This window comes from Nocardioides piscis (genome assembly GCF_011300215.1).
Taxonomy (GTDB): Bacteria; Actinomycetota; Actinomycetes; order Propionibacteriales; family Nocardioidaceae; genus Nocardioides; species Nocardioides piscis.
The window spans coordinates 51,237-71,972 of sequence record NZ_CP049866.1 but is presented as its reverse complement, the minus strand read 5'-3'; the positions used below and the strand labels follow the sequence as shown (position 1 = coordinate 71,972).

Below are 20,736 nucleotides of genomic sequence, written 5' to 3'. Positions count from 1 at the left end.
GGCCTAGCTCGCCTTCTTGGCGGGTGTCCGCTTGGAGGCCGCCTTCTTGGTCGTGCTCTTCTTCGCCGCGGTCTTCTTGGCCGGCGTGCTCTTCTTCGCGCTCGTCTTCTTGGCCGGCTTCTCGTCCGCTGCCTCGTCGGAGGTCTCTGCGGCAGTCTCCCCCCGGGCCGACTTCGCCGCTGCGACCGACTTCTGCAGGGCCGCGAGCAGGTCGACGACCTCGCCCGACGACTTGGTGGAGGTGGTCGTCTTGGTGACCTCGCCACCCTCGATCTTGTTCTTGACCATCGCCTCGACGGCTCCCGCGTAGTCGTCCTCGAACTCGGCCGGGTCGAAGTCGCCGGCCAGCGTCTCGACCAGCATCTTGGCCATCTTGACCTCGGACGCCTTCGGCTCGCCGGCGTCGACGGAGAAGTCGGGGGTGCGGACCTCGTCGGGCCACATCATCGTCTGCAGCACGATCACGTCGCCAGCCTCGGTCTCGCGCACCCGCAGCACCGCGACGGAGGTCCGCTGCCGCAGGGCCACGGTCACCACCGCCATGCGGTCGGCCTCCCGCAGCGCCTGGCGCAGCAGGGCATAGGGCTTGGCGCCGGACTTCTCCGGCTCGAGGTAGTAGGCCTTCTCGAAGAGCATCGGGTCGATCTGGTCGCTCGGCACGAACTTCTCGACGGCGATCTCGCGTGAGGACGTCGACGGGAGCTGGGCCATGTCGTCGTCATCGAGGATGACCATCTCGCCGTCCTCGGTCTCGTAGCCCTTGGCGATGTCGGAGTAGGGGACTTCCTCGCCGTCGAGGGAGCAGACGCGCTGATACTTGATCCGCCCACCGTCCTTGGCATGCACCTGACGGAATGACACGTCGTGAGACTCGGTGGCCGCATAGACCTTGACCGGCACGCTGACCAGGCCGAAGGACACTGCGCCCTTCCAGATCGCTCGCATGTCTCGAAGACCTTTCGCCAGGGATGGTGTGCCCAGTATCGCCCAGCGAAAGATGTGACGCACGCCACCCGAACTAGAACGTGTTCCTGTACCCTCCCGATCCATGAGCCAGCGCCCCCTCAACCTTGCAGACGTCCTCGAGGTCATGGCCGACTCCGTCCCCGACCGCAACGCGGTCGTGACGATGGACCACGCCTACACCTATGCAGAGCTCGACGAGCGGTCCACCCGGTTCGCCAACCACCTGATCAGCCTCGGTGTGCAGCCAGGCGACCACGTCGCGGTGCACAGCGACAACCGGATCGAGTGGGTCGACGCCTTCTATGGCTGCTTCAAGGCGCGGGCAGTGCCGATCAACATCAACTACAAGTACCTGCGCGAGGAGCTGGCCTACCTCTACGACAACTCCGATGCCGTGGTCGCGGTCGTCGCACCTGCCTATGCCGAGGCGCTGGAGGCCGTACGCACCGACCGGCTGCGCCACGTGATCGTGCTCGATGAGGGATACGACGCCGCGCTGGCCGCTGCCTCGACCGAGCGCCGGGTCGAGGGCCGCGCCGAGGACGACCTCTACATCGTCTACACCGGTGGCACCACCGGGAACCCCAAGGGCGTGATGTGGCGCCAGGCCGACATCGTGCGCTCGGCGCTCAACGCTGCGCGCTACGGCGCTCCCATCGAGTCGGTGGAGAAGCTGGGCGAGGAGGCTGCGGCCAACGAGAACCCGATGGTGATCATGGCCGCCGGCCCGATGATGCACGGCGGCAGCCAGTGGATCCTGGGCAACGCTCACGTCTCCGGCCAGACGGTCGCCTTCTACACCGAGCACAGCTTCGACGCGGCCAAGGTGCTCGACCTCGCCGCCAAGGCGGGAGTCGTCTCGCTGGCGATGCTGGGCGACGCGATGGCCCGTCCGATCGCCGAGGCCGTGCTGGCGGAGCCTGATCGCTGGGACCTCTCGGGTCTGATGGCGCTCTCCAACGGGGCCGCGCCCCTGTCCAAGGCCGTCCGCGACGAGCTCCGCGAGGCCTTCCCGGGCAAGTTCATCCTCGACACCTTCGGCTCCTCCGAGGCAGGCGCCTCCGGCAGCCACATGGACACCGGCGAGGGTGGCGAGGTGCGCTTCTCGATGAGCGACGAGATGGAGGTCCTCGACGCAGACATGAAGCCCGCAGCGGTCGGAGAGCGCGGCATGTTCGCCAAGACGGGAGCGATCCCGCTGGGCTACTACAAGGACGAGAAGAAGACCGCCGCGACCTTCCCCGAGGTCGACGGTCGGCGCTGGGTGATGCCCGGCGACTTCGCCCAGCGCGAGGAGGACGGAAGCATCACGCTGCTCGGCCGCGGCTCGGTGTGCATCAACACCGGCGGCGAGAAGGTCCACCCCGAAGAGGTCGAGGCCGTGCTCAAGCGCCACCCCGACGTCTTCGACGCCGTGGTCGTCGGCACCCCGAGCGAGCGCTGGGGCCAGCAGGTCACCGCGCTCGTCCACCCGCGTGCCGGGTCCAGCCTGACCGAGGAGCAGGTGCGGGAGCACTGCCACTCGCTGATCGCCAACTACAAGTGCCCCAAACAGGTCTTCATCGTCGACGAGGTGCCGCGCACCCCCGTCAGCAAGGTCGACTACCCGGCCGCCACCAGGCGGGCGATCGAGCTCACCGGGCGCTGAGCGCTCCGCTGGTGCGACACTTGCGCCACACTTGCGCCATGCGTCCGATGCTGGCCTCCAAGGGCACGCACGTCCCGTCGGGTGACGCCTGGACCCACGAGGTCAAGTGGGACGGCGTGCGCATCCTGGCCGATGTCCGTGCCGGTTCCGGTCGGGCCCGGCTGCTGACCCGCAACGGCAACGACGCGTCGGTGGCGTGGCCGGACGTCGTGACCAGCCCGCTCGCCGATCGCGACGTGCTGGTCGACGGCGAGATCATCGGTCTCAACGACGCCGGGCTGCCTGACTTCGGCGTGCTCCAGGAACGGATGCACGTGCGCTCGGCCGTCACGGCGGCCCGGCTGGCCGATCGTGTGCCGGCGACGTTCATGGTCTTCGACCTGCTGCGCCTCGACGGCGACGACCTCACGGGCCTGCCGCTCGACGAGCGTCGGGAACGGTTGCAGGAGCTGGAGCTCGACGCGTCGTGGCAGGTGCCGTCGGCGTACGACGACGGACAGATGCTCTTCGAAGCCACTCTCCAGCAGGGCCTGGAGGGCATCGTCAGCAAGAAGCGCACCTCCCGCTACACCTTCGACACGCGCAGCCCGCACTGGATCAAGCTCGCGCACCGCCACCGCCACTCGTTCGTCGTGGGCGGCTGGCGACCGCAGGAGGGGACGAGCGACCGGCTGGCGTCGGTGCTGGTGGGGGAGCCCGGTCCCGGCGGGCTGCTCTACCGCGGTCGTGTCGGCAGTGGCATCGGAGCGGCGGCGAGCCGCCTGCTGTCCGAGCTGGTGGCACCGCTGACGATCGCCGAGTCGCCGTTCGCCGACGAGGTGCCGCGGGTGGACGCCGTCGGCACCCACTGGGTCCAGCCGTCGGTCGTCGTCGACGTCGACGCCCACAGCCGTGCCCCGGTCTCACGTCTTCGCCAACCCTCCTTCCGGGGAGTGCGCTCCGACATCGGGCCGGAGGACCTGCTGTGACACCGACCAGCGAGGTCCACGTCGACGTGGAGGGACGCACCCTGCGGATCACCAGCCTGGACAAGGTGCTCTATCCCCGCACCGGCACCACCAAGGGCGAGGTCCTCAACTACTACGCATCGGTGGCCGGCGTGCTCCTCCCGCAACTGCGGGACCGGGCGGTCACCCGGATCCGCTGGCCCCACGGCGTGCAGGGCAGCAGCTTCTTCGAGAAGAACGCGCCCAGCGGCACGCCGTCGTGGGTGCGGACCGCGACCGTGCCGACGACGGGGACCCGGTCGGCGAGCGACAGCGACACGATCCGGTTCCCGATCTGCGACGACCTCGCCACGCTGACCTGGCTGGTCAACCTCTCGGCGCTCGAGCTGCACGTGCACCAGTGGCGGGTGACCAAGGCGGGCCGGCCGCGCAAGCCGGACCGGCTGGTGATCGACCTCGACCCGGGTGAGCCCGCCGGCCTCCACGAGTGCTGCCAGGTGGCGCTGCGGGTCCGCGACGCGCTCGCGGAGCGTGGCCTCACCTGCAGTCCTGTCACCAGCGGAAGCAAGGGCCTCCACCTGTATGCCGTGCTGCCGGCCTCCGGTCGGCCGCGGCTCGACAGCGACGGCACGACGGCGCTGGCCAAGGAGATCGCCGAGGGCCTGCAGAAGGCAGACCCCGCACTGGTGACCGCCACGATGACCAAGGCCAAACGGCCCGGCAAGGTCTTCTTGGACTGGTCGCAGAACTCGGGCTCCAAGACGACCATCTCCCCCTACTCCCTGCGGGGGCGCGAGCGGCCCACGGTGGCCACCCCCGTGACGTGGGACGAGGTGGAGCGGGGGGCCGAGGATCCGCTCGGGCTGGAGCAGTTCCGCTTCGAGGAAGTCATCGATCGTGTCCGCGACATGGGAGACCTCTTCTTGGGATAGCCGGTGTTCGTGGGACATGACCCCTATGCTCTGACCCATGGCGCAGGTGCTGCTCGTCGAGGACGAGGAAGACATCGCGTTCCCGCTTGTCCGCACGCTGGAGCGCGACGGCTACGACGTGTCCTGGATCGTGTCGGGTGGCGAGGCCCTGTCGTTCCTCAACGCCAACCCCGTCGACCTGATGATCCTCGACCTCGGCCTTCCTGACATGGACGGGCTCGAGGTCTGCCGTTCGGCTCGCTCGAACGGCTTCGACGGCGGCATCCTCGTGGTCACCGCACGCGCCGGCGAGCTGGATCGCGTGGTGGGCCTCGACAACGGAGCCGACGACTACCTCCCCAAGCCGTTCGGCCTGGCCGAGCTGCAGGCGCGCGTCCGCGCCCTGCTGCGGCGCACCCAAGCGGCGCGTGAGGCGGCTCTGTCGTCCGACTCGGCTGCCGCGGCCAACGGCCTGCGGATCGACACGGCAGCGCGCCGGGTCATGCATCGTGAGGTCGAGCTGGCCCTCACTGCCAAGGAGTTCGACGTCCTGGCTCTCCTGGCGGCCAACCGGGAGAAGGTCGTCGCGCGAGAACAGCTGATGCGCGAGGTGTGGGACGAGCACTGGTTCGGATCGACCAAGACTCTCGACGTCACCATCGGACGGTTGCGGAGCAAGCTCGAACAAGCGGGGGTAACAGAGCGGATCCAGGCCGTACGCGGCGTGGGTTTCCGGCTCGAGATCGGCGAGTGACATGCGGCTGAGGTTCACCCTCGCCTTCATGTTCATCGCTCTCGTGGTCGCCGGCGTCACCGGGACGGTGCGCGCCGGCGTTCTCAGTGATGACAACCGCGCCGACGAGCTCGAGGACCTCACCCGCCACGCCAGGGTGATCGGCGGGGTCGCCGAGATCCTGGCGGTCGACGCGAAGACCGTGCAGGTCGACGAGCTCGCGCCCTTCGTGCCCGACTACACCGAGGCGAGCGTGCAGTGGCCCGACGCCTCGACGATCACCATCGCCGGCTCCGAGTTCGACCGCCGCAACGTCGGGACCGCCGACGACCTGCTGTTCGTCCGGGAGACAGTCGGTGGGACGACCGTCAGCCTGGTCGAGGAGGCGCACGTCGTCGTCGACCAGACCCGGCGTCAGCAGACCTCGTTGTTCGCCCTGCTGGTCCTGGTGGTGCTCCTGTCAGGCGTCGTCGGCCTCTTCATCGCCGGCTGGCTGGCCCGCCCGTTCGGACAGCTGGCCGCCGCCGCCTGCGACCTGGGCCGGGGGCGCTTCGACATCGATCCACCCAACTCGACGATCCCCGAGATCTCCTCGATGTCCACCTCCCTCAAGGCCAGCGCGACCAGGCTCCAGGACTCGCTCCACCGCGACCGCGAGTTCTTCCACCACGCGTCCCACGTGCTTCGCACGCCGTTGACCGGGATCCGGCTCGAGCTCGACGACATGCTGAGCCGCGACGACCTCGGGGATGACGTCCGGCACACGGCGACGAGGTGCCTGCGCGACGTGGAGCGACTCGACGCCACCGTGGCCGAGCTGCTCAGCTTCGCCCGGGGCCGTGCCCTGGTCGCCGGGGCCGAGGTGCCGCTGCTCACGTTCAGTGCGCAGGTCGCCCAGCGGTGGCGCGATCGGCTGCCGGAGTCGCGGGAGGTCAGGGCACTGGTCGACGAGGGGCCTGAGTGCTTCCTGACGCCGGGACCCGTCGAACAGCTCCTCGACAGCGTGCTCAGCGACGTGAGCGCGCACGGGACCGGCGCGGTCAGCCTGCGCTTCGGTGGCCAGGACGACTACCTGAGGATCTCCGTGGTGTGTGACGGGCGACGCGAGGGCGCCCCGCCGGACACCGACATCGCCCTGGCCCGATCGATCATCGAGGCCCTGGGCGGGCGCTGCGTCGGTGACGCGACCGACGGTGGTCTCGAGATCCTGCTGCCCCGGCGCTGACGGCCTGTCCGAGCCTTTACCCCTGCGTGGCGGGCGTGTGCACTGGCCGTGGCGGCGGATTCCATATGGTTGAATCGTCCGATTCCGGATCTCGTCGGGGGAGAAAAGCGGATGATGATCGCCCCCCACGAACCCTATGTCGAGCTGATCCCGCAGCCGCGGCGTCGGCGACCGCGGCTGCGACAGGTGCTCGCGACCGTGTGCGTCCTGCTCGGACTGGCCCTGGCGGCGCTCGTGGTCCTGCCGTCCGCCCTGGGCCTGTCCGGTCACGTCGTGCGTGACGACGCGATGTCCGGATCCATCTCCGCCGGCTCGATGATCTTCACCAAGCCCGTCCCCGTCGCTGACCTCGTGGTCGGCGACGTGATCTCCTACCTGCCCCCGGACGGCTCGGGTGTGGACGAGGTGGTCACCCGCCGTGTCTCGGCCATCGAGCACGATGCGTTCACGACCGCCCGCGACGTCGATGGCGTCGTCGACCCGTGGACCGTGCGGTTCGACGACCCCATCCAGCAGCAGGTCGTCCTCGACCTGCCGGTCCTCGGTTCCGTGGCCGACGCAGTGACCTCCTCGTGGCTGGTCTGGGGCCTGGGGCTCCCGTTCGCCCTGCTCGCCCTCGTCGTGCTGGGGGAGGCCGTGGTGCGGCGGTGGCCGGCTCGCGCGCCGGAGCGAGCCCCCCGCACCAACTAGCCGACGGAGGGGCCGACAAACCGGCCGAGCGCCTCTCGCGGCGGCGTGCTGCCATCGGCGTACGGCGTGGCGCGGCCCTGGCGTCCGGGTCGTGGCCCTGAGACCTTCACGCCGCTACGGTGCAGTCGGTAGCACCGTCTCGGGACAGGAACCACACATGACGCTGACGCGTTCGGACGACCATGCCAGGAGCACTGCTCGCCTCGGGGGTGTGCGGGTCGCCTCGGTGGACGCGAGCCGCCACACGATGCCTGCGGATCGCCTGCTGCGATATCTGGAGATCAAGGTCCACCACGCGATCCAGCGCCGCCGGTGGCGACGGATCGACGTGGTCGGAGCCTATGACCGGAGCTGCGCCGTCTCCGAGCTGGAGAAGGACGACAAGCAGTTCAACCACGAACGGCCCACCGCAGCGCACAGCGGCGACTCGCTGGAGCTCAGGTGCTTCCCGGGCCGGGACTACGTCCACCACTACGGCCTGGTCGTCGCGACCTACCTCGAGATGACCGGCACGCGCGACACCGAGGTCCGGGTCCACCTGCCCGGCGAGGCCACGATGCGGCGCGCGCTGGAGCAGCTCCGCCTCGACCTGTCGGTCACCGAGCTCGTCGTGGTCGGCTGGGGCCTCGACGCCTTCACCGACCGCGCGGGCTGGGTCAGCGGTCCGGGCTTCGCGTCCAAGCAGGACCGCCTGGGCGGCGTGCCGGTCACCTATCTCGGCTTCGCCCACTCGATCTGGGGCGACGTCGCGGGGCGGGTGGTGCAGCGGCTCGCCGAGCTGGGGGCCACCAGGGTCGTCTACGTCGGCAAGGTCGGCGGCCTCGATCCGGCGGTCGAGCCGAACACCACCCTCGCCACGGGCAGTCGGAGCCTCCTGGGAGCCGAGCTCGTCGAGTGGAGGGACTTCTTCGGCGGCACCCTGGGCGACGTCGACGGCGTCATCGAAGGGTTGCACGTCTCCTCGCCGTCGATCCTCCTCGAGGATGTCGACTGGCTGGCCGATCAACCACGCGAGGCCTCGTTCGTCGATCCCGAGATCGGCTGGATGGGCCGGGCCGCTGCCGACGCGGACATCGAGTTCGGCTATCTCCACGTCATCTCCAACAACCTTGCGCTGCCCTTCGACCAGGACCTCTCCAACGAGCGGGGTGCGGACGTCGTCGCTCGCCGGCGCAGGCTGACCGGCCACATCCGCGAGCTGGTCGCGGCGCGCCTCAGCGGGGGGAGTGCAGCTTCGCCGGCGCTCGGATGATGTCGACGCGGACGACGCGACCGTCGGCGATGGTGGGCACGACCAGGGTCGTGAGTCGCTCGCCGGCGTGGACGGCGATGGCCGGGAGTCCGTTGACCGCCACGAGGCTGGACTCCTCGTTGCCCCGGCGCGCACTGAGGTCTGCGATCCCGAGCAGGAACCGGGCGACGCGGTCCGCGCCCTTGACCGGTCTGGTGGCAGCGCTGACCTGACCGCCGCCGTCCGAGGTGGCGACGACGTCCGGGTCGAGGGTGGCGACCAGCGCCGCGAGGTCTCCGCCGGCAGCGGCGGTGACGAACCGGCTGAACACCTCGTGGTGCTCGACCGGGTCGACCTCGAAGCGCGGCGCGCCCTCACGCACGCGGGCGCGGGCCCGGGACGCGAGCTGGCGGACGGCCGCGGGGGTGCGACCGACCAGGTCCGCCACCTCCGGGAAGGGCACGCCGAAGAGCTCGTGCAGGACCCAGGTCACCCGCTCGGCGGGCGTGAGCGTCTCGAGCACGACCAGCAGCGCATAGCTCACCGTCTCGTCGAGGGTCACCCGGTCGGCGGGGTCAGCGAGGTCGATCTGGGCCGCGGTGACCACCGGCTCCGGCAGCCACGGTCCGACATAGACCTCGCGCTGCTTCCGCGCGGTGCGCAACAGGTCGATCGAGGCGCGGGCCACAGCGACCGTGCACCACTTGCCGACGTCGACGACGGGTTCGCGCGCGTGCGCCGTCACCAGCCGCAGCCAGCACGCGGCCACGACGTCCTCGGCGTCGGCGTGGCTGCCGACGACGGCATAGGCCACGCGCACCAGCCGCGGTCGCACCCGCTCGAAGGCGAGGGCCAGCGCCTCGTCGTCCATCTTCGGCTGCCCGACGAGCTGGTCGGGCTCCTCGTCGCTCATCGGACGCCCTCGAGCCACTCGCCGAACGTCCGCGTCCCACGAGGCCCGGGACTGGTGGGCAGCAGGGCGCCCTGGCGCATGCCCCGGCCGGTGGCCCCCGGCAGGGGCAGGGTGAGCACGAGCGGCCGACGACCCTGTGCTGCTGCGAGGCGCCGGACCATGTCCGGGACCCGCTCCTCCCTGGGCCCGGCGATCTCCGGGGCCATGCCGGCGGGGGGCGAGGTCGCGAGGCGGACGACCTCGTCGGCGACCTCCTGGGCGGCGACCGGCTGGCTCAGCATCGAGGGGACGGCAGCAACCGGACCACCACCCAGCATCTGCGCGGCGAACTCGTGGAACTGCGTCGCCCGCAGGATGGTCCACGCGACGCGGCCCTCACGGACGAGGTCCTCCTGGGCCAGCTTTGCCCGGTAGTAGCCGAAGCCCACGCGGTCGATGCCGACGATGGACAGCACCACGTGGTGTCCGACGCCCTGGCGGACCTCAGCATCGAGCAGGTTGCGGGTCGATGCCTCGAAGAACTCGGTGGCTCGGCGCCGGTTCTGCGTGACGATGTTGGTCACGTCGATCACCGCGTCAGCGCCCTCGAGGGCCCGGTCGAGACCCTTGCCGATGGAGAGGTCGACCCCCGCCGAGCGGGCGATGACGACCGCCTCGGCGCCCGAGCGGCGCACACCCTCGACCACCAGGCGCCCGACCAGGCCGGTGCCGCCTGCGACTGCGATCGTGGTCATCGGCTCTCCTCCACCTTCGGGACCGGGCGGCCGGCCGGCGCCGTGGCGTCGCCCCGAAGCAGCACCAGCATCGCGGCACCGAGCGCGGCGAGAGCGAGCGGGGTCAGGCTCGCCGACCACTCGACCGCGGAGAACCCATGGCGGTGCGTGGCATGGAACGCGAGATGTGGCAGGCCGAAGGCCAGCCAGGCCAGGCCGAGCGCCCGGAGCGCACCCACCTCGCCGCTGCGGGCGGCCCAGCAGGACAAGACCAGCAGGGCGACGTACAACCCGCCCACGTCCCGGACGAGGTGCTCGTTGAAGGGACCCAGGGGAGACACCCACGCCTGCCCCAGCCCGGGGAACGTGGTGAAGAAGGAGTGGGGCCGGGCCAGGGCCCAGAAGCCGACACAGGCGGCGGACGCTGCCAGCGCCGCGGCGATGCCTCGTGCGAGTGAGAGGTTCATGCTTCATGGACGAGACAGCGGCCGGGAGTGTGACATCTGGCGCCCGTCACCCGCCAACGAAGCTGCCCCCGCCCGCCGAGGTCGTCGGCGGGCGGGGGCAGCAATCGAGCTGGTGGAGGACTCAGTCCTGCTTGCGCTCCTGCTTCTTGGCCTCGGTGAGGTCGCTGAGGCGCTCGGCGTCGGCGCGAGCCTCGGCAGCAGCCTTCTTGGTCTCGCGAGCGTCGTCGAGCTCGGCCTTCGCCGAGCGCTGGGCCGCCTTCTTCTTGGTGTCCGCGGCGGAGGCAACGGTGGCCTTGCGCTGCTCGGCCGTGGCGGTCTTCTTGGCGGCCCGCTTGTTGGCGGCGGCCTTCTTGGCGGCGGCAGTGCGGGTGGCCTTGGCCTTGGCCTCCTGCTTGGCGCGGGCCTCGGCTGCGTCGGCCTCGACGAGCCCGGCAGCCGCCTTGTCCTTGGCCTGCTGGCGCTTGCGGGCGGCCTCGTCGCGGCCGGACTCGAGCTTCTGCGACGCCTTGGTCCGACGGACCTCGGCCTCCTGCTCGAGGCGGGCCGCCGTCATCAGCTTGTCCGAGCGCTCGAGGCGCTTCGCGCCACGCTGGGCGAGGTCGCGGTTGCTCAGGAGCACACCAGCGAGCTTGTCGGCCGAGCCGACCGCCCGGTCGAAGGTGACGCGGGGAGCGGAGGTCTCGTCCATCCGGGCGGCGATGGTCTTGTCGACCACTGTCAGGGGGAGGCGGGCGAGCTCGTAGGGCAGGGCGATCAGGGTGTTGATCATCGTGTTCCTCACTTCTCGGTCTGGGCGCGCAGCTGGGCGGCCTGCTTCTCGGCGGCGGCGGCCTCACGCTCGAGACGGATCTTCTCGGCGGCTGCCTCCTTCTCGGTGTCGGTGGCGTCCTCGGCGAGGTCGGCGGCTTCACTCAGGCGGGACTCGGCGAGGGCGTCCGCCTTTGCCTCGGCCTGCTGGCGGCCTGCCTGCTCGACCCGCTCGGCGTCGCGCTCGGCGGCAGCGGCCTCGGTGGCGCGCTCACGCTCGATCGCGGACTCCTCACGCTGCGCCTGGGCCCCGGCTGCACTCTTGCGCTGAGCGGCTTCGAGGTTGGTCTCGCGGATCTCCTGCGAGGCCTCCTCGCGCTTGGCGTCGGCGACGGCTTCGTCGGCGACTGCCTCCTTGCGCTTGCTGGCCTCGGCCTGCTGGAGCTGTCCCTCCTCGACGAGCTCGTCCTTGCCGGTCAAGGCGCCGGCGAACTCCTTGGCCTTCCCCGCGACGCTGTCGAGCATTCCCTCACGGGCTTGCGATGCTTTGTCGTTGGTCATGTCCTTCCGGTGCCCGATGCGCCGGGGGATACACCCCCGGACCCCTGTGATCCGGGTCTCGTCGTGGCAACGGGATTTCGCAATGGCGGGGACGTTGGGCCCGTCGCGGCCGCCGTTGACTGAAGCTTTGGTGTCACCCAGTGACACCGAGTCCACAATGAGGCAGCGACGCATGGACCTACTGAGCTGGTGGAAAGAGCTGCACGCGTTGAACACCCTGGATGTGAGGTTGTGCGGCCACTCGATTGCGAGCGAAAGTAAGAGCGTCGCGCGGGGTGAGCAAGGCCTGGTCTGAATTGGTGTGGACGGCCGACGGCACTCATGCTGCACGCGCAGGCAAATTGAATGTTCAAGAGAATCGGGCCTCCAGCAATGAGCAGCTGCAGAATCCACTGTGGCGGGTGATGTGAATGAGGCGTGCTTGGCAAAACTTTGTCCACAACCCCTGACTTGCCCGTGGTCACGATGCTTTCTCGCAACTAGCCTCTGTGCGCGTAGCACCATCTCGGGACAGGGGACTACACATGACGCTGACGCGTCCGGACAGTCATGCCGATCTGCTGGATGACCTCGACGCACTCGTGCGCGAGCAGGTCCGCGCAGAAGGCGTCGACCCTCAGCGCGACGCCGTCATCGTGCGCCGCATCGCAGAGGACGTCGTACGCCGACACGACGAACGCAGCCTCACCGGTGCCGTGGCTCCCGTCACCGATCCGGGCGCGACCGTCGGCGAGCTGATCGCCCGCGTCTCCGGCTTCGGACCGCTGCAGCCGTTCCTCGACGACCCTGAGGTCGAGGAGATCTGGATCAACGCTCCCGAGCGGGTCTTCGTCGCGCGACGCGGACGACACGAGCTCACCAACCTGATGCTGTCGAGCGCCCAGGTGGACGAGCTGATCGAGCGGATGCTGAAGTCGAGCGGACGGCGCATCGACATCTCCCAGCCGTTCGTCTGTGTACACCTAAGGTCACCTGCAGCCACGGACGTTGGGGCTATTGAGACGCATGGGAAGGGAGTGGCGCAAACCGACCATCATCCCCCACACGCAGCGCGACGAACGTGACCGTGTTCGGGCGTGTCGCATCTGATTCTGGCCCTGCACTGCTCAGACTCTTAGGTAGGCGTTGAGGGTTCTCGTCCGAGAGCCGCGCCTGATCTAGAGGAGTAACAAGGATGAAATTCAAGATCCGCCGCAGTGGGACCGAGTTCTACGTCTCGTTCGTCGCCCGCAACGGCGAGACCCTGGGGCACACTGAGAACTACCAGTCGAAGGCGTCAGCGCTGCACTGCGCCAACCTTCTCAAGGAGCAAGCTGCAGGGGCGGTGATTGACGACCTCACCTGATGAGGCCCTGAAAACAAGCAGCGAGGCCCGCGACGATTCAGAGTGCTACCAACACCCTGAAGGTCGCGGGCCTTCGCGTTCGCCACGATACGCACCGTCGCATGCGGCCGACCATAGGCACTCCGAACTATTCGTCCTCGACGTACTCCCACTGGTCGTTCGCGCAGCCGGTGCACCAGTCTTCAGGCTCTGCAGCGATGGCGTGTGCCTCGCGCCTGTTCTCCAACCACGCCTCAAACAGGTGTTCGTCACACCTGACAACCCAGCGGAATCCCGGCTCGGGCAGTTCCTGCCATCCCTCAGCGTCCAGCACGGTCACGGGTGAGCCGGTGCTGCGAGCGATCTTGGTGTCGATGACCTTCATTACATTCGCCTCATTTCGTTGTAGAAACAACTATTGAGCGCGAACGTACGCAGCAAGGCGTTCCGTGTACACCCCTTGCCGGAGGGACGGTGCTCTGAAGGGACGGATATGTAGCGAACTACCTGCCGCACGACGATCCGAGGCGTCCCGTGGAACCCAGACGCGATGATCCCGCTGTGGCGCGCTTGGTTCCCTGACCAGTTGGTCTAGTTCACCAAAAGACACCTGAGTGGCCCGACGGAGTGTTTCCAGCAAAGTATCTTGTGCACTCACGAAACTTTCGGTAGCATCAGATTATGAGCACAACACCCTTCCAGGACGCAGCGCGGGACGTTGCGCGGCGCACAGGTGACGACTACGTGCGCATGCAGGTCGACTGCGAGGGTGCGCGTTCGCACGCGTGGTGGCGGAACCTCGTTCGCCATGGCGCTTGGGAGCCCGCAGGCTCGCGCGTCGGCCCGCCCACGCCCGAGGCCATCCCGGGCATCGCGGCACTGTTCAGCACGACAGAGGATCAGGTTGCCCGAATGATCGCCGCTGACTGGTACGGGGTCCAGTCTGAGGCGCAGGCGTCGGCACAGGCTCAGAAGATCGCGGCCGTGCTTGGCACCCTCGACCAAGACGACCTCGACCTAGTCGACGACTTGGTGGGGCGGCTCGCCAAGCCGGTCAAGAAGCCGTTGCCGAAGAAGAAGGTGCTAAAACGGAGCAACGCTCGCGTTGCTTAGCCCGCATCGCGTGCCGGATCGGCTCGACAGGGGCCGTAAAAGTTCGTCGAGTTCATCAACAGGCACCCGACTTGGCTGTTCTGCCCAATCGTTGCTCAACTTCTGGAACCCTGACGGGCGTGAAGCGAGCGGATCGGGACGTGGCGTACGACGACTGGCTTAGGGGTCTCGGCCGCATAGAGATACAGAAGCGTTTTTGGGAGCTCGGCGTCGAGCACGTCATGGTTAAGAAGCTGGCACCCAACAACAACTCGAAGAACCAGATCTACCTCCAAGACGACATCAACGACGTCGAACTGCCAATGGGCGAGTTCACGAGCTGGATCTCCACGTCCGAGCGAACCGGTGAAGAAGAGGTCATCTACCGGGCGCCAATCGATCTCGCATGGCTCACACCCGGGGGCGCCTCGCCAGCCCCTAGGACCAACTTGATCCATTACCCGCAGTACCCGGAGACGCGACTATCGGGATTCCTGCAGGGAGCACAAGATGCTCCACGATCGTTGCTGTCGCATCGGCCCGGCAAGGTGTTCTCGCCCGACCGACTGATGCTTTTGGGAGTGGCAGGGACGAAGGTCTACGGACTCGTTCTACCGCCCAGCTCGCCGGCTGCACAGGAGCTGACTGCAGGACTTGCCCCCCACCCCTTCGCTCGCTGGTCAATCGCTCCACAAGCGATCACAATTTCCAGTAAGTCCATGCTCGCTGAACTCCACGGCGTCCATCGCATGAGCCCGATCAGGGGTTGCAGCATCCGCAACGGTGTGGTCGTTCCACGGGCCGACCAGAACTCTGGCGGCACGACGCTTGAAACCGTGTTTGGGGTGAAGCCCAACGCGTTGTCCGAACCCGATTTTCAAGGATGGGAACTCAAGTCGCACACGAGCTCCAAAATCACACTAATGACTCCCGGCCCGACAGGCGGGTACCTCATTGACCGTGGCATTGAAGACTTCATGCTCAAGGGAAACTTCGGCTACTTCTCTCCCGCGAAAGACCGCTACGACTACACCGGTGCTCATACGGCCGTACGTCGCCCGGGGGGCCGCGCGACGACGCACCTCATGGTCGATCAGTTGGCGATCCATCTGGTGCACAACGTAACCGGTGAGGTCGGGATGACTTGGTCGAAAGCCAAGCTCCTCACCAAGTGGACCGCGAAGCACGCTTTGGCGGCTTATGTGATCAGGTCAGGTACCGCGCAAGATGGCTTCACATACGGCCCCCGGGTAGGTCTTGGGGTTGGTACGTCGTTTGCGCGCTTCCTCGACGCTGTGGACCTTGGACTCATCTACTTTGACCCCGCATTGCACTGGTCGAGCGCCGAAGGCGGCAAGTGGCGATATCAGATTCGCGTGAACCGAAACAGGCTCAAGACTCTGTACGAAGACTTCACCGAGAACGATGTCCGGACCGTGACGCCAAGTCGCCGTCTGGCGGAGTTGTCCCTGCAGAATGCCGGGATCGAGCTCCCGGCCTGGGTGGCCTAAGCGGCGGGCTCGTCGCTAGCGAGCGCCGCCCCGATGTGCGGCGCCATGTGCTCGGCAACAGCCGACATTGCCGGGACGACCACACTGTTCCCGAACTGCTTGTATGCCCTCGTGTCGCTGACGGGAATCACGAAAGAGTCGTCGAACCCCATGAGGCGAGCGCACTCGCGGGGAGTGAGTCGGCGAGGGTTCTTGCCCCGCTGTTCGACCAAGATCTCCGACCCGTCCTTGTAGTACCGGGCCGAAAGAGTCCGTGTGGTCATGCCGGGACGCACCAGCCCGAAACCGAAACCGTTTCCTGCGGCCTTGTGCTTCTGCGCATACGTCTGGAGGTAGGCCCAGAGACGGTCTGTGAGGGTGTACTTCGGGTTGACCGCGCCGGTGCGTGGATTGAAGAACCGGCCCTCGTCGTGGGGCAACTCGGCCTCACCCTTCCGGTGCAAGATCGACTCGACCTTCGGTCCCTGCGCCGGTACCTTCATCGCCTCGAAGTCAAACGCCGTCGGCTCCCGGAAGCCCACGATCAGGATCCGCTCGCGGTTCTGTGGCGTCCAGTGGATGCCGTTCACCACCCTCGTCTGCACGTGGTAGCCCAGATCCTTCTCGAGCGAGTCCTTGATCACTTGGAACGTTCGCCCGCGGTCGTGAGACTTGAGGTTCTTGACGTTCTCCAGCAGAAAGGCCGCGGGCCGCTTCTCGTCGATGATTCTCTTGATGTCAAAGAAGAGCGTGCCCTGCGTCGGGTCTTGGAAGCCGTGGGCTCGGCCAAGCGCGTTCTTCTTCGAGACGCCCGCGATACTGAACGGCTGGCACGGGAAGCCCCCAAGCAGCAGGTCGTGGTCTGGCACCCGGGTCTCGTGGATCGCCGTGATGTCGCCGTTGAAGATGTGGTCTGCGCCCTCATCGCTCGGGAAGTTGGTGGTGTACGTGGTCTTTGCATACGAGTCCCACTCAGACGTCATGACGCATGTGCCACCGATGCCGTCGAACGCCGTCCGGATGCCGCCGATGCCGGCGAAGAGGTCAATGAAGTTGAACGGCGGGTACGACACGTCTGACATGCCACGGATGGTGTCACGACGCACCGACACTCTCCGATACGGCTCGCCGAGTGGCGACCGTTGACAGCCTCGTCACTGCGCTGGAACGGGTCTACTGTGAACGGTGTGACGGGTGAGTCTTGGGCGTCGACTCCCGGCAGCCGGGCGACGATGCGGGCGAACAAGGGGTCGGACACTAAGCCGGAGCTTGCGCTCCGCTCGGAACTACATCGGCGCGGCCTGCGATTCCGCAAGGACTTCCGTCTCGTGCTCGGCGGCGTGCGCCTACGCCCTGACGTCGCCTTCACGCGCACTAAGGTCGCAGTGTTCGTGGATGGATGCTTCTGGCACTCGTGCCCCGACCACCGCACGACTCCGAAGGCCAATGCCGAGTTCTGGTCCGCAAAACTGATGCAGAACCAGAACCGGGACCGCCTTCAAGATCAAGCTCTAAAGGACGCTGGCTGGACGGTTGTCCGAGCATGGGAACACGAGGACCCAGCAGTCGTGGCCGACCAGATCGAGACGCTGGTGAGGTCGCCAGACGCGTAGCCCGGAAGTTCACGGACTGCCCGAACCGTGTTTGAGTCACGTGAGGGCGAGTTCGACATGGTGGTGGACTGCCTCTGGATGGAGCCGGTAGAGGCGGCCGTCCAGAGGGCTGAGACTCCGTTTCGACCGGTCGCTCTACTACTGCCTCGATTGAACCGTGGTGAACCCGCCTAGCGGTGAATTCACCACCCCCTAGTCGTGGTCACGGTCATCTGGCGGCGCGCCTCGACTCGGATGCGCCGGTCGGACTCGACGCCCGCACCTCACGGGATCAGTGCGACTCTTCGACCACGTTTGCGACACCACGCTTAGCCAACGGGCACGCGGCGATACGGGGCTTCGAGGCGCCGAACCATCGGGTCGAGTCCCCCTGTTTGGGCTGTAGCAACAGCTGACGCGACCATCGTTAACGAGTTATCGCTCGACAGGACTTGAAGGGAGAAGTTGTGCGCGACCCTTCGCCGGAGGGCTTCTGCTAGGTCTGGCGGCATGGGGTAAGGCACTCGGCAAACAACGGCTTGGGCGTTGGCTTCGGCTTCGAGGGTGGACGCGACCTGGTAGTCCGACCACGTCGTGGTGCCACATTGATTGAAGACCAGGTACTCCTTGATGTCGTACAGCGTGGGCATTCCCCAGGGCTCTGTCACTTGCTCGGTCACGTCAGGCTGCTGCGGTGTACGTGATCGCGCGGACTCCGTCGAGACGGCTGATGGCGGAGGCGACGTAGCCCCAGATCGCTAGGTCGACGTATGCGACTCGGTATTCGAACTGCAAGCGTGACGGTGCTGTGTTCCAGACGTGGACGTCAGCGGGGTTGACCAGGTAAGACGACTCGGAGACGACACCTGAGACGCCAAGTGCCCACGAGGGTGAAGCGCGTACCCCTGCGATGTTCAACGAGGCGAAGTGCGGAGCCGATGTGCCGTTGGCGTTCTGGGGTCCAATGATGGGCAGTAGTTTGCGCCCCCCGGCGTCGACGGCACCGGCCAGTGCGGTGTAGAGGTCGATGTGGGTAGGCATGAAGGTGAACCGGTTGCCGCCTCGGATGAACTGCAGGGCGGCAATCTCGGCCTCGAACTCGTTGACAAGCGCGTCATCTTGCGCACCAGCTGTAAGCGCGACTTGCGTAGGTGAAGCGGCGTCGAGGAGAGCGACAGCGCTTGCCTCGAGCGACTCGTAGTAGGCGCGGACCATCTCACGCCAAATGAGGCCGGAGACTTGTGGGTTGCCGCCTTGGTCCCAGACTTCGCGAGTAATTTCGACCTTGCCGGAGACGGCGGAGGGGTTGACGGTCTGGCTCGTTGCGGTGAAGGCGCCTGGTGTCGGCTCGACACCTTCGGTGTGGGGGCCGACGAGGCCGGAGGATGACCCGAATTTCGGGAACACGAATGGGGTTATGTCAGCGAGCGTGCCTTTGTGCAGCGCGTCGTAGACCGGGGTGGAGTAGTCGAGTTTGTCGACGTACATGTCTGGTCTCTGGCGCTGGGGGTTCAAACTGGTCACGTTTCCCGTGTCGACTTCAAACTTTGGAGCGAACGCTTCCTCGATGAAGGACTGGACCCGTGCGCCTGCTTCGCGGTCGCCGTCTTTCAGGCTGGCGATGACGTCTGTAGAGAAGTCGTGCTTTCCTGGTGCGCCGTCGAAGCGGTACATCGGGCCCTCGTAGACGTGGGAGCGCAGCACCTGAGGAGCGACGAGAGTTGGCCCCTCGGCCAGCGCTGCAAAACCTGACTTGATGGCATCTGTGACGGCTGCCAGTGCGACCGGCTGTGGCCCGGTGCCTGATGTGTGAGAGTCGGGCATTTCTTGTTCCTGTTTCGTGAAGTCGCTGGTCGCAGCGACGCTGGTGACCCGGGCATCTGCGAACGCAGGGCATGGGGTGAGGGAGATTTCCGCGAGTGGTGCGGAGGTGGCGACGGCGATGCCGTTGCGCTCCGTGAACCGGATGAGAGAGGGATCGCCCAATCCGATGGACAGCCCGTCCCACACACCGTCTTCGGCAAGCGCCAGAGCGTTATCGCCAGCAGCGCCACGAGCGACCTTGAAGGTCGCAACGAGGCCCTCTTCGGTGTCGTCAAGGGCGATGGCCTTGCCGATGGCTTGCTTCCAGTCGTGGTTGGCAAGCAGCTTCACGCGCGAGACGTCCGCGAACTGCAAGACGCCCTTCGCGAACTGCCACTTGCGTCCGCCAGACGTCGCTGATCTTCCATAGGGGACGGCGAGGCCGCGGATAGTGCGAGCCTCGACGTCTACGGAGAACTGGGCGCTGGAAGTGGCGTCCATACGAACCGCGATCTCGGGCTCATTGAACGTTTCGGCGCTCGCCGTGACCGGCGCCTCGTGGAGGGGCGCGGGGAGTGCGGGCTTGTCCTCGAGGTCACGGATCTCAGCTCGGTCATAAGCGCCGACTTGGAGACCCAGTACGTACGTCTCCATCCGGGTCTTGGGGTCGGAGCGAAGGAACGAGTCCAGGTTGAACCGAACGAAGTACCCCCGCCTGGTGACGTCTCGCATGCTCAGACGGTCCTCGATGACTTGGCGGTAGGCGCCGAGGGTGAAGTCCACGAACGCCTTGCGACGGTCGAACTGGTTGGCGTAGGTACGGCTTGTGGTCGAGACACCGAGTTCCTCGGGGTCGACCCCTGCTGCACGGGCTATCTCGAGGACGGCGTGCTGGCGGGCGTTCGCGAGTTCCAGTTGCTCGGGGGTGAACTGGGTGACGTTGTAGGTCAAGGCCGCGGGCACGTATGCCGTGGCGCGTGCCTTACGTGCCGCCTTCCAGGCATTAAGTAGGTTAACCACGTCGTCGTCATCAGCCGGGTCAGCGCCCTCAGTGGAAGAGAAGTAGCCGGTAGGCATGGGTTCATCGGCGTACATCGAGGCGGTGGCGTCCAAGCGAAGACAGGTGCGGATCGCACGGGCGCCAGCGACGAGCAAAGCGTCATTGGGAGACTCGAACTGGATGACGTCAGTGGCGGGCACCAGTCGATCGTTCACGCGAACGGTTGCGTCGTCTGCGTCGACGTCGACGTTGTCGGGGTGGACGCGCTGGATGAAACGTGGGTAGCCGTCAAAGGCGCGCTCGACGACGAGCCAGTACGCGACTCCTTCGAACAGCAAGTCATCGAGAGTGTCGATCATGGTCTTGGAGCGCGGACGGTTTCGCTCAGGCTGGGCGAGCAAATCGTTGACGTGCTCGACGCGCTGGGTGTCGAAGGCCGAAAGAGGCAGAGTTCCCAGCGTCGTGATCAGGTCGCGAGCGCGTTTGACCGCTGGGCACTGGATCGCTTCCCGGCGCGAGATGCGCGGTGCGGGCGCGATCGGGTCCGCGTAACTTTCCAGTCCGAAGATCTGCGCGGGGATCGCTGCGGGGTCGACGGCGAATGCCGGTCCGTGGCCGGTTATGGCCGCTTCGATCACAGGGCTGGGGCGGCCAATGACCCAATCCCATACCGCGCCCATATC

The 20,736-nt window shown here is 67.0% G+C and carries 21 protein-coding genes; 12 read left to right on the top strand and 9 right to left on the bottom strand.

The features are described from left to right. Positions 1–3 precede the first annotated feature (3 nt). Complete coding sequence (gene ku / locus G7071_RS00415) at positions 4–945, bottom strand: non-homologous end joining protein Ku (RefSeq protein ID WP_166313662.1); 942 nt, start codon at positions 943–945, stop codon at positions 4–6. A 103-nt stretch (positions 946–1,048) separates the two neighbouring features. Between ku and G7071_RS00410 the strand changes: the two genes are divergently transcribed. From G7071_RS00410 to G7071_RS00380, 7 genes are all read left to right on the top strand, one after another. After that, complete coding sequence (locus tag G7071_RS00410) at positions 1,049–2,614, top strand: AMP-binding protein (protein WP_166313660.1); 1,566 nt, start codon at positions 1,049–1,051, stop codon at positions 2,612–2,614. 38 nt (positions 2,615–2,652) lie between these two features. Beyond that, on the top strand, positions 2,653–3,582 hold the full coding sequence (gene ligD / locus G7071_RS00405; RefSeq protein ID WP_166313658.1) for a non-homologous end-joining DNA ligase: 930 nt from the start codon (positions 2,653–2,655) through the stop codon (positions 3,580–3,582). Then, on the top strand, positions 3,579–4,493 hold the full coding sequence (gene ligD / locus G7071_RS00400) for a non-homologous end-joining DNA ligase (RefSeq protein WP_166313656.1): 915 nt from the start codon (positions 3,579–3,581) through the stop codon (positions 4,491–4,493). The genes ligD (G7071_RS00405) and ligD (G7071_RS00400) overlap by 4 nt, the downstream gene beginning before the upstream one ends. 37 nt (positions 4,494–4,530) lie before the next feature. Beyond that, positions 4,531–5,226 carry a response regulator transcription factor gene (locus tag G7071_RS00395; RefSeq protein WP_166313654.1) on the top strand — a complete coding sequence of 232 codons (696 nt, stop codon included), beginning with the start codon at positions 4,531–4,533 and terminating at the stop codon, positions 5,224–5,226. Position 5,227: 1 nt separating this feature from the next. Then, complete coding sequence (locus tag G7071_RS00390) at positions 5,228–6,430, top strand: HAMP domain-containing sensor histidine kinase (RefSeq protein ID WP_166313652.1); 1,203 nt, start codon at positions 5,228–5,230, stop codon at positions 6,428–6,430. Between the two features lie 111 nt (positions 6,431–6,541). Continuing rightward, positions 6,542–7,120: a hypothetical protein gene (locus G7071_RS00385; protein ID WP_166313650.1), complete on the top strand. Its 579-nt coding sequence runs from the start codon at positions 6,542–6,544 to the stop codon at positions 7,118–7,120. Between the two features lie 157 nt (positions 7,121–7,277). After that, complete coding sequence (locus tag G7071_RS00380; RefSeq protein WP_206062858.1) at positions 7,278–8,372, top strand: hypothetical protein; 1,095 nt, start codon at positions 7,278–7,280, stop codon at positions 8,370–8,372. Here G7071_RS00380 and sigJ read toward each other — a convergent pair. The 5 genes from sigJ to G7071_RS00355 form a co-directional block, all read right to left on the bottom strand. Further along, a complete protein-coding gene (gene sigJ, locus G7071_RS00375; RefSeq protein WP_206062857.1) occupies positions 8,335–9,264 on the bottom strand; it encodes an RNA polymerase sigma factor SigJ in 930 nt (309 codons plus the stop codon). The genes G7071_RS00380 and sigJ overlap by 38 nt on opposite strands. Further along, a complete protein-coding gene (locus G7071_RS00370; protein WP_166313648.1) occupies positions 9,261–9,998 on the bottom strand; it encodes an SDR family oxidoreductase in 738 nt (245 codons plus the stop codon). The genes sigJ and G7071_RS00370 overlap by 4 nt, the downstream gene beginning before the upstream one ends. Further along, entirely contained in the window at positions 9,995–10,444 is a 450-nt protein-coding gene (locus G7071_RS00365) for a hypothetical protein (RefSeq protein WP_166313646.1), read from the bottom strand. Before G7071_RS00365 ends, G7071_RS00370 begins: the two co-directional genes overlap by 4 nt. A 121-nt stretch (positions 10,445–10,565) precedes the next feature. After that, positions 10,566–11,213 carry a hypothetical protein gene (locus tag G7071_RS00360; protein WP_166313644.1) on the bottom strand — a complete coding sequence of 216 codons (648 nt, stop codon included), beginning with the start codon at positions 11,211–11,213 and terminating at the stop codon, positions 10,566–10,568. Between the two features lie 8 nt (positions 11,214–11,221). Continuing rightward, positions 11,222–11,752, bottom strand: a complete 531-nt coding sequence (locus tag G7071_RS00355) for a CsbD family protein (protein WP_166313642.1) — start codon at positions 11,750–11,752, stop codon at positions 11,222–11,224. Between the two features lie 524 nt (positions 11,753–12,276). On the opposite strand from G7071_RS00355, the gene G7071_RS00350 reads away from it, so the two are divergent. Together G7071_RS00350 and G7071_RS00345 are read left to right on the top strand one after the other, a co-directional pair. Next, entirely contained in the window at positions 12,277–12,816 is a 540-nt protein-coding gene (locus G7071_RS00350; protein ID WP_166313641.1) for a Flp pilus assembly complex ATPase component TadA, read from the top strand. A gap of 110 nt (positions 12,817–12,926) precedes the next feature. Further along, positions 12,927–13,097, top strand: a complete 171-nt coding sequence (locus tag G7071_RS00345; protein ID WP_166313639.1) for a YegP family protein — start codon at positions 12,927–12,929, stop codon at positions 13,095–13,097. A 127-nt stretch (positions 13,098–13,224) separates the two neighbouring features. On the opposite strand, the gene G7071_RS00340 is transcribed toward G7071_RS00345, so the two are convergent. Continuing rightward, on the bottom strand, positions 13,225–13,461 hold the full coding sequence (locus G7071_RS00340) for a hypothetical protein (protein ID WP_166313637.1): 237 nt from the start codon (positions 13,459–13,461) through the stop codon (positions 13,225–13,227). Positions 13,462–13,757: 296 nt separating this feature from the next. Here G7071_RS00340 and G7071_RS00335 point away from each other — a divergent pair, with 296 nt between their 5' ends. After that, complete coding sequence (locus G7071_RS00335; protein WP_166313635.1) at positions 13,758–14,189, top strand: hypothetical protein; 432 nt, start codon at positions 13,758–13,760, stop codon at positions 14,187–14,189. Positions 14,190–14,329: 140 nt separating this feature from the next. Continuing rightward, entirely contained in the window at positions 14,330–15,679 is a 1,350-nt protein-coding gene (locus G7071_RS00330) for an MvaI/BcnI family restriction endonuclease (RefSeq protein ID WP_166313633.1), read from the top strand. Here G7071_RS00330 and dcm read toward each other — a convergent pair. Beyond that, on the bottom strand, positions 15,676–16,740 hold the full coding sequence (gene dcm / locus G7071_RS00325) for a DNA (cytosine-5-)-methyltransferase (protein ID WP_166313631.1): 1,065 nt from the start codon (positions 16,738–16,740) through the stop codon (positions 15,676–15,678). The genes G7071_RS00330 and dcm overlap by 4 nt on opposite strands. A 150-nt stretch (positions 16,741–16,890) precedes the next feature. Between dcm and G7071_RS00320 the strand changes: the two genes are divergently transcribed. Further along, complete coding sequence (locus G7071_RS00320; protein ID WP_166313629.1) at positions 16,891–17,271, top strand: very short patch repair endonuclease; 381 nt, start codon at positions 16,891–16,893, stop codon at positions 17,269–17,271. Between the two features lie 660 nt (positions 17,272–17,931). Here G7071_RS00320 and G7071_RS00315 read toward each other — a convergent pair. Continuing rightward, entirely contained in the window at positions 17,932–20,733 is a 2,802-nt protein-coding gene (locus G7071_RS00315) for a phage portal protein (RefSeq protein ID WP_166313627.1), read from the bottom strand. Between the last annotated feature and the right edge of the window lie 3 nt (positions 20,734–20,736).

What these genes read in the sequence shown, in the direction of transcription:
- ku (WP_166313662.1), bottom strand. Translation starts at nt 945, where the DNA reads ATGCGAGCGATCTGGAAGGGCGCAGTGTCCTTCGGCCTGGTCAGCGTG.
- G7071_RS00410 (WP_166313660.1), top strand. Translation starts at nt 1,049, where the DNA reads ATGAGCCAGCGCCCCCTCAACCTTGCAGACGTCCTCGAGGTCATGGCC.
- ligD (WP_166313658.1), top strand. Translation starts at nt 2,653, where the DNA reads ATGCGTCCGATGCTGGCCTCCAAGGGCACGCACGTCCCGTCGGGTGAC.
- G7071_RS00395 (WP_166313654.1), top strand. Translation starts at nt 4,531, where the DNA reads ATGGCGCAGGTGCTGCTCGTCGAGGACGAGGAAGACATCGCGTTCCCG.
- G7071_RS00390 (WP_166313652.1), top strand. Translation starts at nt 5,228, where the DNA reads ATGCGGCTGAGGTTCACCCTCGCCTTCATGTTCATCGCTCTCGTGGTC.
- G7071_RS00385 (WP_166313650.1), top strand. Translation starts at nt 6,542, where the DNA reads ATGATGATCGCCCCCCACGAACCCTATGTCGAGCTGATCCCGCAGCCG.
- G7071_RS00380 (WP_206062858.1), top strand. Translation starts at nt 7,278, where the DNA reads ATGACGCTGACGCGTTCGGACGACCATGCCAGGAGCACTGCTCGCCTC.
- sigJ (WP_206062857.1), bottom strand. Translation starts at nt 9,264, where the DNA reads ATGAGCGACGAGGAGCCCGACCAGCTCGTCGGGCAGCCGAAGATGGAC.
- G7071_RS00370 (WP_166313648.1), bottom strand. Translation starts at nt 9,998, where the DNA reads ATGACCACGATCGCAGTCGCAGGCGGCACCGGCCTGGTCGGGCGCCTG.
- G7071_RS00365 (WP_166313646.1), bottom strand. Translation starts at nt 10,444, where the DNA reads ATGAACCTCTCACTCGCACGAGGCATCGCCGCGGCGCTGGCAGCGTCC.
- G7071_RS00360 (WP_166313644.1), bottom strand. Translation starts at nt 11,213, where the DNA reads ATGATCAACACCCTGATCGCCCTGCCCTACGAGCTCGCCCGCCTCCCC.
- G7071_RS00355 (WP_166313642.1), bottom strand. Translation starts at nt 11,752, where the DNA reads ATGACCAACGACAAAGCATCGCAAGCCCGTGAGGGAATGCTCGACAGC.
- G7071_RS00350 (WP_166313641.1), top strand. Translation starts at nt 12,277, where the DNA reads ATGACGCTGACGCGTCCGGACAGTCATGCCGATCTGCTGGATGACCTC.
- G7071_RS00345 (WP_166313639.1), top strand. Translation starts at nt 12,927, where the DNA reads ATGAAATTCAAGATCCGCCGCAGTGGGACCGAGTTCTACGTCTCGTTC.
- G7071_RS00340 (WP_166313637.1), bottom strand. Translation starts at nt 13,461, where the DNA reads ATGAAGGTCATCGACACCAAGATCGCTCGCAGCACCGGCTCACCCGTG.
- G7071_RS00335 (WP_166313635.1), top strand. Translation starts at nt 13,758, where the DNA reads ATGAGCACAACACCCTTCCAGGACGCAGCGCGGGACGTTGCGCGGCGC.
- dcm (WP_166313631.1), bottom strand. Translation starts at nt 16,740, where the DNA reads ATGTCAGACGTGTCGTACCCGCCGTTCAACTTCATTGACCTCTTCGCC.
- G7071_RS00320 (WP_166313629.1), top strand. Translation starts at nt 16,891, where the DNA reads ATGCGGGCGAACAAGGGGTCGGACACTAAGCCGGAGCTTGCGCTCCGC.
- G7071_RS00315 (WP_166313627.1), bottom strand. Translation starts at nt 20,733, where the DNA reads ATGGGCGCGGTATGGGATTGGGTCATTGGCCGCCCCAGCCCTGTGATC.